Origin of the sequence: Streptomyces sp. CB02414 (genome assembly GCF_001905385.1) — a bacterium.
GTDB lineage: Bacteria > Actinomycetota > Actinomycetes > Streptomycetales > Streptomycetaceae > Streptomyces.
Genome location: NZ_LIPF01000004.1, coordinates 112,276 through 129,288, shown reverse-complemented (window position 1 = coordinate 129,288; position 17,013 = coordinate 112,276). Strand labels below are relative to the sequence as shown.

Here is a 17,013-nt window from a genome sequence, read left to right as displayed (position 1 = left end):
GAGATCGAGCTTAGCTTTCCCGCTTTCCGCTCCACAAGGAGACGTCGATGAGGCTCGTGGGGGAAGAGGCGTTCACCGCGTACGGGTTGCGCGGCACGCCGGGCGGCGACGGGTTCTGGGCGGCCGCGAGCGCGCCCGTGGCGGTACCGGACGGCGACGGCTGGACGACGCTGTTCCTGCGGCGCGGCTCCGAGGCGGCGAGCGTCGTCTTCGAGAGCTGGTCGGAGCCGGTGGAGCTGCGCCGGTGGGGTGCCACGGACTGCTGGTACGCCGAGGTGCGGATGCCCGCACGGCTGCGGGTGACGTACTGGTTCCGCGTGGGCGGCGCGGCGTACGCCGACCCGCTGAACCCGCTGGGCGCGGGCGGTGACCGGTCCATCGCCGCGACCCCCGACGCACCGGCCCAGCCGCACTGGCCGGCCGTCGGCGCCGACGACGTACTGCCTCTGCCCGGCACCCGGTTGCGCTGGACCGGCGGGCTGCTCGGCGGGCGGCGCACGGTGCGGGTCCACCCGGTGGGCGGCGGTGGGCCGGTGGTTCTGCTGCTGGACGGGGACGACTGGCTGCATCTGCACCCGGCGACGACCGCGTTCGAATCGGCGGTCGCCGGCGGTGACATGCCGCCGGTCACCCTCGTCTTCCTGCCGGCCAAGGACCGGACGGCGGAGTTCGGGTGCCGTCCGGAGCTGTGGGAGGCGGTCCGGGACGAGCTGCTGCCGCTGGTGGTGGATTCCGGGGTGCCCGCGGATCCGGGGCGGCTGGTGGTCGCGGGGCAGAGCCTCGGCGGGCTGAGCGCCCTGTACGCGGCGCTGCGGTTCCCGGATCTGGTGTCACGGGTCGCCTGCCAGTCGGCGTCGTGCTGGTGGACGCCCGGTTCGGCGGAGCTCGCGGACCCGTTGGGCGGTCCGGTCGGCGGGTTTCTCGCCGAGCGTCTGCGGGAGGGGCCGGATCTGTCCGGCTTGCGGGTCGCCTTCGACGTGGGGGAGCACGAGCGGCGGATGCTTCCGCACTGCGAGCTGGTGGAGAGCCTGGCCGCGGAGGCTGGTGCGACGGTGCGGGTCGCGCGGTCGGCATCGGGCCACGACCGGGCGGGCTGGCGGCACGCGCTGCTGCGGGACGTCGCCTGGGCGCTCGCCGGATCCGGCCGCCGGTGGTAGCGGCGACCCCGCGGCCCCGTCGCGGGCGCGGTGCCCGGGGTGGGTGGCGTCGGCCACCCACCCGGTGCTTCGTGCCGTCCTCAGCTCTGCGGACGGCTGCCGTGGTTGGCGCCGTTCTTGCGGCGGGCCTTCTTCTTGCGACGTCGCTTCGAGGACATCGAAACCTCCTGTTTCTCATATTTCCGGACAGTGTGCACCGGATTGTCACCACCGGTGATCACAGAGCCCCTTTCCCGGCCACGCTGTCGCAAACACGCGAAACGGAAGCAAACAGGTGGCGCGCGTCACCGCTCCCGGCGGTCACCGGGCCACCGCCAGGCAGTAGCCCTCGTCGGTGGCCAGGAGGTTGCGGTGCGTGTCCTCGGCGGTGATGACGCCGTCGTCCAGGACGAGGACCCGGTCGGCGACGTCGAGCAGTGCGGGACTACTGGTGATCACGACGGTGGTGCGGCCCCGGCGCAGCTCGGCCACATGGCGCGCGATGAGCTGCTCGGTGACCGCGTCGACGGCCGTCGTCGGGTCGCGCAGCACGAGGACGTCGGCGTCGGCGGCGAGGGCGCGGGCCAGGGAGAGACGCTGGCGCTGGCCGCCGGACAGGTTCGCGCCCCGGTCGCGGACGGGGTGGTCGAGGCCGTCGCGGTGCAGGGCTACCACGTCGGTCAGCATGGACGCCTCGACGGCCTCCGGGACCGTACGGCTGGTGCCCGACGGGTCGATGTTGGTGCGCAGGGTGCCGGCGAAGATCTCCCCGTCGTACGGGTTGACCAGCAGCTGCGCGCGGACCGCCGCAACCGGCAGGTCCGCGAGGTCACGGCCCGAGACGCGCACCGCCCCCTCGTAGGCGTCGGGCGGCACCCGCAGGGCGAGCACCGCCGCGAGGTCGGCGGCGGCGCGCGGCTGGTAGGCGGCGATCGCCACGAACTCCCCGGCCGCGACGTGGAACTTCAGCTCACGCAGGGCGCCGTGGCGCACGCAGTCGACCTCCAGCCCGCCGCCCGCGGCCGGCCGCTCGGTCCCCGGGGTCGTCACCGGCGGCGCGTTCAGCACCAGCGCCATCCGTTCGGCGGAGGCGCGCGCGATCATCACGTACTTCGGCATCTCGGAGAAGAGCTTGAGCGGCTCCATGATGAACTGCGCGAGCCCCACCGCCATGACGAGTTCACCGATGTTGATCCGGCCCTCGAACGCCAGCCACCCGGCCGTGAGCGTCACGGCGGCGGCGAGGACGGCGTTGAGGGCCAGCGCGGTGCCCGCGTACACGCCGTTCACCTTCGCGACGGTGACGGCCTGCCGCTTCGCCTCCGTGCTGACCCGCCGGTAGGACCGGAACGCCGCGTGGTTGCCGCCGAAGCCGTGCAGCGGACGCAGGCCGATGATCAGATCGGCGACCTTGGCGCCCGCCCGCGCCACCCGGGCCTGCTGCTCCTGGGTACTGGAGCCGATCCGTCCGGACATCACGCTCAGGACCGTCAGGATGGCGACCGTCCCCGCGATCACGAGCACCCCGAGCCGCAGGTCGGCGAGGCCCAGGGCGACGGCCGCGATCAGCACCGCGACCAGCGAGCTGATCAGCAGCGGCACCACCTCGATGATGTCGGCGGTCTGGTCGGCGTCCTCGGTGGCGATGGTCAGGACCTCGCCGGACTTGAGGTCGACGTCCCTGGCCACCGGCTGGAGTCCGCACTCCGCCACCCGCACGCGCCAGCGGTGGGCCTCGGTGGTGTTGGCCTTCTGCAATACGCGCATGCCGAACCGCCACGACAGCGACACGGTCGTGATGATCACCGCGAGGGCGGCGATCGACACGCCGAGCGAGCCGGGGCTCCGGTCGCGCATCGTGTGTTCGACGATCAGGCCGAGGGCGATGGGGAAGGCCGTCTCACCGGCCTGGTACAGGCCCATGAGGAACGTGCCCCCGGCCATGGCTCCCACATTGCGGCGCAACGCGGTCCGCAGGATGTCGGACCCCGGTCGGGGCCGCTTCGTGTCAGCAGTGGTCATCTCGTGTCAGTGGTCGTCGAGGTGGCGGGCGATCGCTTCCGGGGTTCGCAGGGCCAACAGGTCGCGGATGGTGATCACCGGACCGTACTCCCGGCGGAGCAGCCCCGTCAGCCGCACCGCCAGCATGGAGTGTCCGCCGAGGGACACGAAGTCGCTCACCGCGCTCACCTCGTCGTCGTCCAGGTCCAGTGCCTCGGCGAAGAACGCGCACACCGCGGTCTCGGTCTCCGTCACCGGACCCCGCTCCCCCGCCGTGGTCAGCGCACCCAGCGGTTTGGCCTCGGGCAGCGCCTTGGTGTCGGCCTTCCCGTTCACGGTCAGCGGGATGGCGTCGACCTGCGCGTAGTGCGTCGGGCGCAGGAAGTCCGGCAGCCCGGCGCCCACCGCTGAGGCGACCTCCGCCAGGTCGGCGCCGTCCAGCACGAGGTAGGCGGCCAGCCGGTACGCGCCGTCGACCTGCGGGTCGGGCTGGGCGACCACGGCGACGAACCGCACCGCCGGGTGCGCCGCGAACACGGCTTCGACCTCGCCGAGTTCGACCCGGTGGCCCCGGATCTTGACCTGCTGGTCGGTGCGGCCCAGGTACGTCAGGTTGCCGTCGGGCCGCCGCGTCACGAGGTCCCCGGTGCGGTACATGCGCTCGCCGGGCGCGCCGAAGGGGCAGGCGACGAAGCGGTGCGCGGTCTGCGCGGGCTGCCCGAGGTAGCCGCGCGCGATGCCGATGCCTGAGACGTACAGCTCGCCGGGCACGCCGTCCGGCAGCGGTCGCAGCCACGGGTCCAGGACGTACACGTCGGTGTTGTCGATCGGCACCCCGACCACCGGGTCGGGGCACTCGAAGGTGCCGACGCCGAGGGTGTTGATGGTGTACTCGGTAGGCCCGTACAGGTTGTAGCCGGCCGTTCCCTCCGTGTCCGCGAGCCGCTGCCACAGGGCCGGGGTGACGGCCTCGCCGCCGAGCAGCACCAGCGCGGGCCTGCGCGCCGGGTCGTCGAGGAGGCCCTCGGCGGCCAGTTGCTGCGCGTAGGTCGGTGTCACGTTCACGACGTCGATGCCGTGCTCCAGGCAGTAGGCGACCAGCCGGGGCGCGTCGCGGCGCAGTTCCTCGTCGCAGATGTGCACCTCGTGGCCGTCGGCGAGCCACAGCAGCTCCTCCCACGACATGTCGAACGCGAACGACACCGTGTGCGCGATCCGGAAGACCCGGTGCCCGTGCTCGGCCAGCACCGGTCCGAAGATCCGCCGCTGGTGGTTGACCAGCATGTTGGTGAGTCCGGCGTACTCGGTCACCACGCCCTTGGGCTTTCCGGTCGAACCGGAGGTGTAGATCGTGTACGCGGGGTGCCGCAGCCGGCCGGGGTCGTCGGGGTCGAACGTCGCGAACGGTTCGGCCTCGGGCAGCGGGCGGTCCAGCTCGATCAGGTCGCCGGTCAGGCGGGGCGACACGGCGCTGACCGTGAGGATCACCTCCGGGCGGGCGTCGGCGACGATCGCGGCGATCCGCTCGTCGGGGTGGTCCAGTTCCAGGGGCACGTACGCGGCGCCGACGCGCAGCACGGCGAAGAGCGCCACGATCGAGTCGAGGGAGCGCGGGACCGCGATGCCCACCGTCGTCTCGGGACCGATGCCGCGCCGGGCGAGCACACCGGCCACTTCGCGGCTGCGGTCCCTGAGCTCGGCGAAGGACATGGCCGCACCGTGGGCGACGAGCGCCACCCGTTCCGGGTCGCGGTCCGCGGCCAGGTCGAAGCGGTCGACGACGGTGTCCGTGCCGACGTCCGTGCGGCGGGCGGGAACCGGCTCGGGTCCCACCCCCGGCAGTGCGCCGACAGGTCCGGCCGACCGTGTCAGGTCGTCGAGTACGCGCAGGTAGTCGTCGAGCAGGCGGCGGGCTCGGTCGGTGTCCTGGTCGCGGTACTCCAGTTTGACGGTGAGCCGGTCGCCGGGGGTGACGACCCAGGTGAACGGGTAGTGCGTGGAGTCGTCGGCGCGTACCGAGGTGATGCCGTGCTCGGCGTTCATCTCGGCGAGGGCGTCCAGGTCGAGGAAGTTCTGCAGCACGAACAGGTTGTCGAAGAGGGTGTCGTGTCCGCTGGCCCGCTGGATCTCCCCGAGCCCGAGGTGCTCGTGCTCCATCGCCTCGGTGCGGGCCGTCTGCACGGCCGTGAGGTACTCGCGCACCGTGTCGCCCGGCCGTGGCCGCGTCCACGTGGGCACGGTGTTGAGCAGGACGCCGACGACGCCGGACAGTCCCTCGCCCTCCCGGCCGGAGACTGTCACGCCGAACACGGCGTCCTCCCGGCCCGTACGGGCGCCCAGCAGCAGGCCGAAGGCGCCGGTCAGTACCGAGTTGAGGGTGACGCCGTGGGTCCTGGCGGCCGCCCGCAGCCGGTCGGAACGCTCGGCGGAGAGCGTGTGTACGAGGGCGCGCGGCAGGTCGTCGGGGAGGTCGGGGGCGGGTCCGGCCAGCAGCGTCGGTCCGGACAGGCCGGACAGGTGCCCGGCCCAGAAGCGTTCCGCGACGGTGGGGCCCTTGGCGGCGAGTGACCGGGCGTGGTCCTCGAAGCCCGGTGTGGCCGGGACCGGGGCCGGTGGCTTCCCCGCCAGGACGGCCCGGTAGGCGCCGAACAGGTCCCGCAGCACGATCTCGCGGGACCAGCCGTCCCACAGCAGCAGGTGGTAGCTGAGGAGCAGCCCGTCGCGGTCGCCGGGCAGGCGCACCACGGTGAGCCGGATCAGCGGTGGCTCCGCCGGGTCGAAGCCGGTGCTCCGGTCCCCGGCCCGCAGGGCCTCCACCTCCGCGTCGGTCGCCGCCTCGACCGTGGTGACATCGACCCGTCGGCCCGCCGAGAGTACCTGTACCGGGTTTCCGTCCGCGTCGGTGGTGAACCCGGCGCCCGCGACGGGGTGCCGCGCCATCACGTACGCCATCGCGTCGGCCAGCGCGCCCGCGTCGAGACGCCGGTCGAAGGTGAACCAGCTCTGCGCGACGTAGTGTCCGGCCGGGCCCGTCAGCTGGGCCTGGAAGTACAGGCCGCGCTGGAGCGGGGTGACCGGTGCCGTGCGCTCGGCCGTCGCCGCGGCGTCCGCGATGCGGGCCAGTGCGTCGTGCCAGTGCCCGGTGATCTCGCCGGGGACGCCCTCGGCGAGGATGAAGGCCGCGTGCAGGCTGCCGGTGGCCTCGTCGGTCCAGGCGTTGACCTCGACCGCGTACGGGCTGCCCTGGTCTCCGGAGGTGACGGGCAGCGCGCGGGATTCGCTCCCCCGGCCCAGGTAGTTGAGGAGCACCTGGGGGCGTGCGGTCAGCAGCGGGGCCGTCTGCGGGTCGAGGTACCTGAGCCGGCCGTAGGCGACGTGCGCGTCGTCGTCGGGGCGGCGTGCGTCGGCCTCCTTCGCGGCCGCCACGGGGTCGGTGTGCGCGGTCAGCCGCACGGGCGCGACGGCGGTGAACCAGCCGACGGTGCGGGTGTAGTCGTGGTGCGGGAGGGCGGGCACCCGGCCGTGCCGCTCCAGGTCGATCGCGAGCTCGGTGGGCTCGGGCTGGACGCGGGTGAGTGCGGCACGCAGGGCACCGCAGAGCAGTTCGGTGACGTCGATGCCGAGCGCGGCCGGTGCGGTGCGCGTCAGGCGTTCGCTCACGTCGGGGGCGAGCACGACCGTGGTCTCGCGCCGTGCGCCGCCGGTGGGGAGCGGGGCGGGCGCCTGGAGCGTGGTGATCCAGCCGTCCAGGGTGTCGGCCTCACGGACGGGCCGCGAGGCGAGTGCCTCGGCGTACTCGGCGTAGGGGGTGGTCGGCGGGGGCAGGGGCGCTCCGCGCATGGCGGTGGTCAGGTCGTCCAGCAGGATCAGCCAGGACACCGAGTCGACGGCGAGGTGGTGGACGGTGACCACCAGAGTCCGGCTCGTCTCCAGCCAGGAGAACGCGACGACGTGTCCGGATTCGGGGTCGAGCCGTCCTGCGGCTTCGTTCGCCGCGGTGGTCGCGTCCGAGTCCGCCCGCTCGACGGTGACCTGGCGGGCGGGTCCGGTGCGCAGGGACCACACCCCGTGGTCGACGCGCAGCCGCAGCCGCAGGACCGGATGGACGGCGACGACGGCGCGGGCGGCGCGTTCGGCATCGGCGAACCTGGTTCCCTCGGGCGCCGGTACTGCCCTGGCCTGGGCGAACCGGGCCAGTGAACCGCCCAGTTCCCGCTGGCGCAGGACGATGGGGGTGGGCGGCAGCGGGCCGTCCTCGTGGCGGACGGGTGCCGCCTGCGCAACCTCGGCTCCCTCCGCCGCCAGGTGTGCGGCGAGCGCGCGCGGGGTCTTGCGCAGGAACACGTCCTTCGGGGCGACCGGCAGGCCGAGGGCACGGGCCCGGTTCACCACGGTGATGGCGACGATGCTGTCGCCTCCGGCGCGGAAGAAGTCGGTGTCGGCGTCGACGGGTACGCCGGGCAGGGTGTCGGTGAAGATCTCCACCAGGGCGTCGAGTCCGGCACCGTCCTGGCCGCCGTCCGCGTCTGGCGGCACGCCGTCAGGGTGTTCCCGTGCCGCGCGCTCGGTCAGTGCCTTCCGGTCCAGTTTGCCGTTGACCGTCAGCGGCAGGGCGTCCAGGGGCAGCACCCGGCCCGGCACCATGTACGCGGGCAGCTTGGCCGACAGGGCGCCGGTGAGGTCGCCGGGCGCCCGGCCCACGACGTGCGCGACGAGGTGGTCGCCGCTGGCCGCGACGGTGACGGCCACGTCGGCCACGCCGTCGATCTCCCTGATCGCGGACTCCACCTCGCCGAGTTCGATGCGGAACCCCTTCAGCTGGACCTGGTCGTCGGCGCGGCCCGTGAACTCCAGCTCGCCGTCGAGCGTGCGGCGGGCGAGGTCGCCGGTGTGGTACATGCGGGAGCCGTCGCCCGTGAACGGGTTCGCCACGAATCGGCCCGCGGTGAGTCCGGGCCGTCCCAGGTAGCCGAGCGACAGCTGGTCACCGGCGACGTAGATGGCGCCCTCCTCCCCCGGCGGGACCGGGCGGAGCCGGTCGTCGAGCAGGTGGGTGACCAGGCCGGGCAGCGGGCCGCCGATCGGGCTGACGTCGTCGCCGGTGGTGAAGTCCGCATCGGTGAGCACTCGATGGGTGACGTGGACGGTGGTCTCGGTGATGCCGTACATGTTGACCAGTTCGGGCGAGGCGGTGCCGTGCCGGGCGGCCCAGTCACGCAGCCGCCCGAGGTCCAGTGCCTCGCCTCCGAAAACGACGCGGCGCAGGGCGGGCAGCGGTTCGCCGGCCTGCCGGTCGGCCTCCATGAACCGGTAGAACGCCGACGGCGTCTGGTTGAGCACGGTCACCCCCCGTTCGCGGACCAGGCGGTGGAAGTCGACCGGGGAACGGGTCAGGCCGTACTCCGGTACGAGCAGTTCCCCGCCGTGCGCCAGCGCGCCCCACAGCTCCCAGACCGCGAAGTCGAAGGAGAAGGAGTGGAACTGGACCCAGACGTCGTCCGGGCCGAAGGCCATGTCGCGCCGGGTGTTGGCGAGCAGTGTCACCACGCTGGAGTGCGGGACGACGACGCCCTTGGGCCGACCGGTCGATCCGGAGGTGTAGATCACGTACGCGGGGTCGTGCCACCCCGGTCCGGTGTCCTGGCCGGTGACGCCCCCCGGCGGCTCGTCCCCTTGGACGAGTATCCGCGCCCGTACACCCGCCCGGGACAGCAGCCGACTGATTCGGTCGTGCCGCTCCGCGTCGACCAGGACGACCTGCGGGGACGCGTCGGCGAGGACGTACTCCAGGCGGTCGTCGGGGTAGGACAGGTCGAGCGGCACGTACGCGGCGCCCGCGCTGACGGTCGCGACCAGGGCGACGACCTGTTCGACGGAGGGTGGGACGGCGACGGCGACCAGTCGGCCCGGTCCGGCACCGGCCGCGCGCAGTGCCGAGGCCGACGCGGCTGACGCGGTGGCCAGTTCGCCGTAGGTCAGGGACCGCCTGGCCCCGTCGAGAGCGCACTGGGTGACGGCGACGGCGGCGGGATCGCGGCGCACGGCGGCGTCGAAGAGCCCGGCCAGGGTGGTCCGGACGACCGGTTCGGGGAGTCGGGTCCCCTCGGAGGCCACGTCGCCGACCGGGGCGTCCGGCCGGGTGAGCAGGCCGGTGAGGGTCCGGACGAAGGTGCGCAGGAGTCCCCGGGCACTCGTCTCCCGCAGCAGTTCGCCGTCGTAGATCAGGTTGAAGCGCGGACGGCCGTCGGCCGTGCGTTCCGCCACCAGCGTCAACGGGTAGTGGGGTGCGCCCTCGTTCGTGATGCCGGTGATGACCAGCGTGTCGTCCGGCCGCCGCAGAGCCTCGACGTCGGGCGCGACGTCGAAGACCACCAGGGTGTCGAAGAGGGTGCCGGTGCCGGCCGCGCGGGCGAGTGCGGACAGTGAGACGTGCTGGTGAGGCAGTACCGCGCTCTGGTGCCCACGGACCGAGGCGAGCAGTTCACGGGCGCTGGTGTCGGCGGACCACCGGGCGCGCAGGGGGATGGTGTTGATGAACAGACCCACCATGTCCTCGACGCCGGGCACGTCGGCGTCCCGTCCGGACACCGTGGAGCCGAACACCACGTCGGTGCGGCGCAGGATGCCGCCCAGCGTCACCGCCCAGGCACTGTGCACGGCCACGCTCAGCGGTACGCCGGCCGACCGGGCTGCCGCGTCGATGTCGTCCGCCGGTTCCACCGCCGTGTCGGCGAACCGGTCGGACGGGGTGTGTCCCTCGGCGACCAGTGAGGGGCCGGCGAGTCCGGCGAGCTGTTCGCCCCACACCCGGTCACCGAGCCCGTCGTCGCCCCGCGCGAGCCGGCGTACGTGGTCGGGGAAGCCGCCGAGCGGGTACACCGTCCCCGGCGCGTGGTACTCGGCCAGCAGGGTGCGGAGCATCGGCATCACCGACCAGCCGTCGGCGACGATGTGGTGGACGGTCTGCACGAGGACGTTCCGGCCGGTGCCCCCGCGGACGAGCGTGCAGCGCATCAGCGGGCCGGTGGCCAGGTCGAAGCCGGCGCGGCGGTCCCGCTCGGCCAGGTCGCGGATCTCGTCGTCGGTGATGCCGGGGCGGTCCAGGGTGGTGAAGGGTGCCTCGGCACCGCCCTCCAGTACGGAGACCACCCGGCCGTCGGCGAGGGGCACGAACCTGGCGGCGAGGTTCGGGTGGAGCGTGAGCAGGCGGGTGGCCGCCGCGGCCAGCCGGTCGGCGTCCACCTCGCCCTCCAGGGTGAGCAGTTGCTGCTCCACGTAGCTACCGGTGGAGTCCTCGTCGTAGACGGAGTGGAAGTACAGGCCCTCCTGGAGCGGGGTCAGCGGCAGGATGTCCCGAAGCGCCGGGCCGTCCAGGGCGTCGACGTCGGACTGGGTGAGCGTCAGCGGGGCGAAGTCGCTGGGCGAGTGGCCGCCGTGTTCGAGGGCGGCCAGCCCGGTCAGGGCCTGGAGGTAGTAGGCGCCGAGGGTGTCGATGTCCTCGTCGGTGAACGTTCCGTCGGGCCAGGAGAGGGTGGTGGCGAGCCGGTACCCGCCGGCCGGGTCGGGTTCGGCGATCGCGTTGAACTCCAGGAGCCGCGGCAGACGCATCCTCGGGTCCCGGCGTTCGCCCAGCTGCCCGGTGGTGCCGGAGAGTTGCCAGTCGCCGGGCGCGCCCGCCTCGAAGCGGCCCAGGTAGTTGAAGAGCACCTGGGGTGCCGGGGCGTCGAACTCGCTGTCGGCGAGGTGGCGCAGGGCGCCGTAGGAGACGCCGTTGTCCGGGACCCCGGCGAGGTCTTCCTTGACGGCCTTGAGCGCGGCCGCCAGGTACTCGGGGGTGGTGGGGTCGGCGGCCGGTCCGGGGTCCACGGTCACCGGGAAGAGGGTGGTGAACCAGCCGACGGTCCTGGACAGTTCGGGCTCGAAGCCGGCCGTGGGCGCCACGAACCGCGGCTCGCGGCCGTGGCCTTCGAGTTCGATGTGGGCGAAGGTCTGGTCCTGTCCGAGGTCGCGGCGCCGGCGGGCGAGGGCGACGGCGAGCGCGGTCAGCAGGATGTCGTTGACGCCCGCGTGGAACTTCGCGGGGGTCTCGCCCAGCAGCGCGGCCGTGACCCCGGGGTCCACCGAGACGGTGCGCAGCCGTTCCCGGGCGACGGTGTCCGACTCGTTCAGCGCCCGCCTGCCCAGCGGCCGGTCCGGGCCCGGCAGAGGCCGGCGGTAGTAGGTGCCGTCCGCGTCGAACGCCGCGCGTTCCAGCAGTTGGGTCCAGCGGCGGAACGACGTGCCGGCCGGAGGCAGTTCGACCGGCGCTCCGGAGGCGTACTGGCGCCACGCGGTGGCCAGGTCCTCCATCAGGATCCGCCAGGAGACGCCGTCGATCACGACGTGGTGGGCGACCAGGACGAGCCGGCGGGCGTCCCGGTTCCACACGGCGCTCAGCATGGCGCCGTGGTCCGGGTCCAGCCCGGCCGTGGCAAGAGCCAGGCAGGCGTCGAGCGGCCGGTCGCTCTCCCGCCACCGGGGCGTGGAGCCGTCCGCCTCCGGGATGTCGAAGCTCCAGCGTTCGCCGCGCACCAGCCGGGCGCGCAGCATGGCGTGCCGCGCGACGAGGGCGGCGAGCATGGCGTCGAGGGCGTCGGCGGTCAGTTCCACCGGGGTGGTGAGGACCACCGACTGCACGAAGCCGTCGATGGCGTCCGTGGTCTCGCCGAGCCACTGCACGACGGGGGAACCGACCACGGGACCGGTCGCCACGTCGCGGTGGTCCACGACGGCGGTGTCCTCGCCGCTCGCCACCGCCGCGAGCGCCCCCAGGGTGCTGTGGGTGAGGATCTGCCCTGCCGTGACGTGGAGTCCCGCCTCGCGCAGGGCGCCGAGCAGGGAGATCGCGAGGATGCTGTCTCCGCCGAGCTGGAAGAAGTCCTGGTCGACGCCGACCCGGTCCAGTCGCAGCAGCGCCGAGACCGCCGCGCACACCGCGCGTTCCTTCTCCGTCGTCGGCGGCACGGCCGAGGCCGTCGTGAGCTCGGGTTCGGGCAGCGCGTGCCGGTCGAGCTTGCCGTTCGCGGTGAGCGGGAACTCCGCCAGGACGACGACGTGGGCGGGCACCATGTACTCGACCATGTGCTCGCCGGCCCAGGCCCTGACGTCGGCGGCCCGCAGCGTCTCGTTCCCTGCGGCCGGGATCACGTAGCCCACCAGGTAGGTGCCGCCTGCGGCGTTCTTCTTGGCGACGACGCAGGTGTGCCGGACGCCGGGGTGCTCGGCGAGTCCGGTCTCCACGTCCTCGATCTCCAGCCGCATCCCGCGGATCTTGATCTGGTTGTCGGCCCGGCCGAGGAAGTCCAGTGAGCCGTCGGGGTTGTAGCGGGCGAGGTCGCCGGTCCGGTAGAGCCGGGAACCGTCGTCGGCGAAGGGGTTCGCCACGAACCGGGACGCCGTCAGGCCCGGCGCGTTCACGTATCCGCGGCCCAGGAGGAAGCCGCCGACGTACAGTTCGCCGCCGACCCCGACCGGGACCGGGCGCAGTTCGTCGTCGAGCACGTACAGCCGGGTGTTCGGGTTGGCCTTGCCGATCGACGTCGTCAGGCGTTCGGCCGCGCCCCGGTAGACGACGTGGGAGACGCCGATGGTCGTCTCGGCGGGCCCGTAGCCGTGGTACATGGGGATGCCGAGCCGGGTGCGGAACCGTTCGTAGAGCTCCGGGGTCAGCACCTCGCCGCCGCACCAGACGTGCCGCAGACTGTCGAGGCGCCCGGAGCCGCCCGCGATCTCCAGCAGTACGTCGAGCATGGACGACACGAGGTAGGTGAAGGTGACGCGCTGCTCGGCGATGACGCCCAGCAGGTGGTGCGGGTCGCGCTCGCCGCCGGGGCGCAGGACGACCAGTCGGCCGCCGCAGACCAGCGGCAGGAAGATCTCGTTGACGGAGATGTCGAAGGACAGCGGCGCCTTGAACAGCGAGGCGTCGTCGGGGCCGAAGCCCAGGATCTGGTGGACCTGCCACAGCAGGCGCTCGCTGATGGCCTCGTGCCGGATCATGGCGCCCTTGGGGCGTCCGGTCGAGCCGGAGGTGAAGATCACGTAGGCCAGGGCGTCGCCGGGGACGGTGACTTCGGGGGCCTGGCCGGGGAGTGCGCCGTGGCGCCAGTCCGCCAGGTCCACGGCGACCGCGGCCGGTTCGCCGGCCGGGTGCTCCCCCGAGGCGTTGAGCTGTACGACGACCCCGGCGTCCTCGATGACCACGGCCCGGCGCTCGGCCGGCCAGTGCGGGTCGAGCGGCACGAAGGCGCATCCGGCCTGGAGCACGGCGAGCAGTCCGACGACCATGTCGGCGGAGCGCTCCAGGGAGATGCCGACCAGTTGTTCGTCGGTGAGCCCCAGCTTCACGAGGTGGTGGGCCAACTGGGCAGAGAATTCGGCCGTCTGGCGGTAGGTCAGCGTCCGCCGTTCGTCGACGACGGCGACGGCGTCCGGCCGGGTCCGCGCCTGCTCGCGGAACATCTCCACCAGGGTCGGGCGGACGCGGTCGGCACCGGTGTCGTTCCACCGGGCCAGTTGCTCCCGCCGCGTCGCCACGTCGGCCGGTGCGATGGTGCCGACGGGCCGGTCCGGGAAGTCGGCGAGGTCGTCCAGGGCGAGCCGCGCGTCGCCGGGTGCGACGCCCGCCGGCAGGGGGACGCTCCGGCCGTCCGCGCCGGCCGGCCCGTCACCGCTCGCGGAGCCGCCGTTGTCGACCCAGCCGAGTACGTCGGGAAAGAGGGTGCCCGGTGCGAGGTCGATGCCGTCGGGGCTGCGGCCGGTGGCCCAGTACGACAGTCCGATGGCGCAGGCCTCGGCGATGGTGCGGTCGGAGAAGTCGCCGGTGCGGCGGCGGATGCCGGCCAGCTGCTCGGGGGAAAGCGGGATGTGACGAGCGCTCGGTTCCATCATCGAAGACTCAACGCCCCTTCCAAGGAATGAAGGCAGGCTAGCCTGACTTAGGGTCACCTAACTAGGCCGCCTGGCTGCCCTCCCGCCAGGCTCGCCACAGCCGCGCGTACCGGCCGCCCAGGGCGACCAGCTCCTCGTGCGTCCCTTCCTCCACGACCCGCCCCGCGTCCAGCACGACGATCCGGTCGGCCGCCATGGCCTGGGTCAGCCGGTGGGCGACGAAGAGGGTGGTCCGGCCCGCGCAGGCGGCCAGCACGGCGCGTTCCAGCTCGGCGGCGCCCTCGCTGCCGGCCTCCGCCGTCGATTCGTCCAGCACCACCACCGGCGACCGGCTCAGCACCAGCCGGGCCAGGGCAATCTGGGCGATCTTGGTGACGTCGAGGCGTTCGCCGCCCTCGCCGACCACGGTGTGCAGCCCGTCGGGCAGCGCGTCGGCCCAGGAGCCGGCTCCCACCGTACGCAGGGCGTCCGTGAGTTCGGCGTCGGTCGCCCCCGGCGCGGCCAGCCGCAGGTCGTCGGCGAGCGGGCCGGAGAACACGTGCGTCTCCTGCGTCAGGATGCTCACCAGGGCCCGTGCCCCGGCCTCGTCGAGGGACGCCAGGTCGGTCGTCCCGACCCGCACCGACCCCGCCTCGGGGGTCCCGATGCCCGCGATGAGCGCGGCCAGCGTGGTCTTGCCCGCGCCCGTCGCCCCGACCAGGGCGAGCGAGCAGCCGGCCGGAATGGACAGGGACACGTCCCGCAGGACCGGCTCCTCGGCGTCGGGGTAGCGGAACGTCAGCCCCTTCACCGTCACCGGGTACGGCCCGGCGTCCGCCGTCGCGGACTCGTCGCCCACCAGCCGCTCCTCCGCCTCCTCCCCCAGCACGCCGACCAGCCGGGTGAGGCTCGCGCCCGACTTCTGCGCCTCGTCGAAGGTGAACATGATGGCGCCCAGCGGGGTGAACAGCCGGTGGAAGAGCAGCGGGGCCGCCGAGACCTCGCCCAGGCTGGCGGCACCGGCCTCCAGCAGGGCGTACCCCACCACGATGATCAGGGACAGGCCGATGAACTCGGCGCGGTTCTCCCGGCCGACGAACCGGCCGAAGAAGCGGAACACCTCGATGCCGAGGTCGCGCACCCGCCAGGACTCGCGGGTGACCTGCTCGCGGAAGGCCTCCTCGAGCCGGTACGCGCGGACCGTGTCGATGCCGTTGAGTCCGCTGATCAGGGCCTGCGCCCGGTCGGCCTGCGCCCTGCGCTGCTTCCGGTAGAGCGGCGCGGACCGGGGCAGGTACCAGCGCAGGGCCAGCGCGTACGCGGGCAGCGCGCCGGCGCCCGCGAGACCGAGCCGCCAGTCCAGGCCGAACATCCCGGCGGTGGCGATGGCGACGAGGACACCCGCCGAGAACACCGTGGGGACGGCGGTGCGGATGCCCTTGGAGATGACGGCCACGTCGTCGCCGACCCGGGAGAGCACGTCTCCCCGGCCGACCTGCTCGATGCGGGCGCTGGGCATCCCCAGCACCGCCCGCACGGCTCCTTCCCGCAGCCGGGCGAGCAGGTCGGCGCCGAGCCGCCCGATCAGGTACGTCGACGCCGCGCCGGCCGCCGCCCCGAGCAGCGCGGCGGCCACCATCAGTGCCCCGACGGTGACCAGGACCGACTGCGACTCGCCCTCGACGACGGCGTCGACCACCCGGCCCAGCAGCAGCACCGGGAGCACCTGGAGCGCGGCTCCCGCCACCGTGGTGAGCACGGTGGCGGTCGTCAGCCACGGCACCTCGCGGCAGTGTGTCCCGACCCAGCGGGCGGCCTCACGTCCGGTCGCCGTGCGCAGGATCGCCGGGGCGACGTGTGTGTCGGTGCGGCTCACCCCTGTCCGGCCGCCTCGACCAGTTCGTCGATGGCGTAGGGCATGGACAGCAGGGTGCCCTGGGAGATGGCGGCGCCGACCGCCGGGCCCTCGCTGTCGAGCAGGTACGACACCTTGCCGTTCTTCACCGCGTTCAGGTTGTTGAACAGTTCGGACTTCTTCAGCGCGTCCTGGTCCGCCTGGTCGTTGATGACGAAGACGCGGTCGACGTCGACCAGGTCGAGCCGCTCCGGGGAGAGCGTCGTGTAGAAGTCGCCGCCGGCCACCTCGTCGATCTCCGTCTGGTACTTGAACCCGATGCCGGTCACGAGGCGTCCGCGTACGTCGGTGGAGGTGAAGGGCGCCACCGACTTCTCGTACCAGGACAGCACCACCGCGGTCTGGTCCGCGAACTCGGGGTGCTCCTTCTTGGCCGCGTCGAGTTTGGCCTGGACGTCGGCCACCATCTTCTCGCCCTCCTCGGCCTTGCCGAGTGCCTTGGCGATGTGGAGCGCGTTGTCCTGCCAGGGCGCGCTGAAGGGTTCCTTCTCGGTCTTGGTGCGGGCCACCGTCGGGGCGATCTTGGACAGCTTGTCGTAGCCGGCCTGGTCGATCTCGGAGTAGACCGCGACGATCAGGTCGGGGCGCAGGGCGGCGATCTTCTCGTAGTTGGGGCCGTCGTCGCCGTTCTTCATCACGACCTCGGGCTTGGTGTCACCCCACTTGTCCTTCACCCAGGGCCACTGGGTGTTGATGTCGGGGCTCTGGCCGGCCGGGTTCGGGTACTGGTCGACCATGCCGACCGGCTTGATGCCGAAGGCCAGGACGGTCTGGTCGTCGGTGTAGCCGACGGAGACGACCCTCTCGGGAGCCTCGGTGACCTTCGTGGTGCCGAACGCGTGCTCCACGGTGACCGGGAAGTTGCCGCCGGCGGACGGGGCGTCGCCAGCCGCGTTGTCCGCCGGGTCGTCGGATTCGGAACCGCAGCCTGCGAGGAGGCCGGCACCGAGGGCGGCGGCGGACAGTGCCGCCGCCAGTCGTCGCCAGGGCCTGATACGCGTCGTTCTGAGGAAGAGCATCCGGGGATCCCTTGCTGTCGCGCTGTCCGTACGC

Annotated in this window: 6 protein-coding genes; 1 reads left to right on the top strand and 5 read right to left on the bottom strand. The window is 73.1% G+C overall.

Translation table 11 applies throughout. The features are described from left to right. Positions 1-47 precede the first annotated feature (47 nt). Positions 48-1,157: an alpha/beta fold hydrolase gene (locus AMK11_RS14695; protein ID WP_073727098.1), complete on the top strand. Its 1,110-nt coding sequence runs from the start codon at positions 48-50 to the stop codon at positions 1,155-1,157. 80 nt (positions 1,158-1,237) lie between these two features. Here the strand turns inward: AMK11_RS14695 and AMK11_RS39215 are convergent, their stop codons facing one another. The 5 genes from AMK11_RS39215 to AMK11_RS14675 form a co-directional block, all read right to left on the bottom strand. Continuing rightward, entirely contained in the window at positions 1,238-1,315 is a 78-nt protein-coding gene (locus tag AMK11_RS39215) for a 50S ribosomal protein bL37 (RefSeq protein WP_370443954.1), read from the bottom strand. Between the two features lie 142 nt (positions 1,316-1,457). Then, complete coding sequence (locus AMK11_RS14690; RefSeq protein ID WP_073727096.1) at positions 1,458-3,158, bottom strand: ABC transporter transmembrane domain-containing protein; 1,701 nt, start codon at positions 3,156-3,158, stop codon at positions 1,458-1,460. Positions 3,159-3,164: 6 nt separating this feature from the next. Next, positions 3,165-14,066 (bottom strand): non-ribosomal peptide synthetase, encoded by a 10,902-nt coding sequence (locus AMK11_RS14685; RefSeq protein WP_073727094.1) that lies wholly within the window; start codon positions 14,064-14,066, stop codon positions 3,165-3,167. A gap of 61 nt (positions 14,067-14,127) precedes the next feature. Then, positions 14,128-15,921, bottom strand: coding sequence for an ABC transporter ATP-binding protein (locus AMK11_RS14680; RefSeq protein ID WP_073727092.1), 1,794 nt, complete (start codon positions 15,919-15,921; stop codon positions 14,128-14,130). Then, entirely contained in the window at positions 15,918-16,979 is a 1,062-nt protein-coding gene (locus tag AMK11_RS14675) for an iron-siderophore ABC transporter substrate-binding protein (protein WP_073727090.1), read from the bottom strand. The genes AMK11_RS14680 and AMK11_RS14675 overlap by 4 nt, the downstream gene beginning before the upstream one ends. Between the last annotated feature and the right edge of the window lie 34 nt (positions 16,980-17,013).